Below are 579 nucleotides of genomic sequence, written 5' to 3' on the forward strand. Positions count from 1 at the left end.
CCTCCAATACAACCAGCAGAACAAAACTTTGGATCTTTCGAAACGACTAGTTTTTCATTTACAATTGGAGTTTGATATTGTATACGTACATAACCGTTAGGATCTCTTAAGATTAGTAAAAGCGGAATTTTTCGGCTATCCCCTTGATCAATTGTTAATGTAAAGTTTGTAATATCAGTTTCATCCATTTGGAAACAGTGTTTATTTTTTACGAATGGAGAGAGTGTTATCGTACTTGTTATTTCGATCATAGTTCTCACACCTTTTCAAGTGAATTTTAGAGGCACTTCCTTCGTTCAAAAGCACCTCACGTTCGTACTACAACAGGTTTATTTCTTCTTTTTCAGAACTTTATCTAATTCTTCTTGCGCAACTTTAGCTGCTTCATCTAATGCTTTCTTTGCTGAAACCCCTTCAATCTCTACTTTATCTTTTGCTACATTTAAAGCGTCATTGATTTTTCCGCCCGTTGGATCTACAAATGGTCCCACTCCATTATTGTTGGCTTGTTCTAACGGAACTAATGCTTGTGGTTGTTTTTTAACAAATTCAGCATATGGACCGTACTCTGTTACATTG

2 pseudogenes are annotated in these 579 nt (G+C 35.8%); both read right to left on the minus strand.

Features of this window, described 5'->3' with window-relative positions:
• Window positions 1-251: pseudogene (locus AC1DTM_RS30870) on the minus strand (CehA/McbA family metallohydrolase); the annotation flags it as partial.
• Between the two features lie 78 nt (window positions 252-329).
• Window positions 330-579: pseudogene (locus AC1DTM_RS30875) on the minus strand (ABC transporter substrate-binding protein); the annotation flags it as partial.

The organism is Bacillus sp. P4_D3, assembly GCF_056401855.1.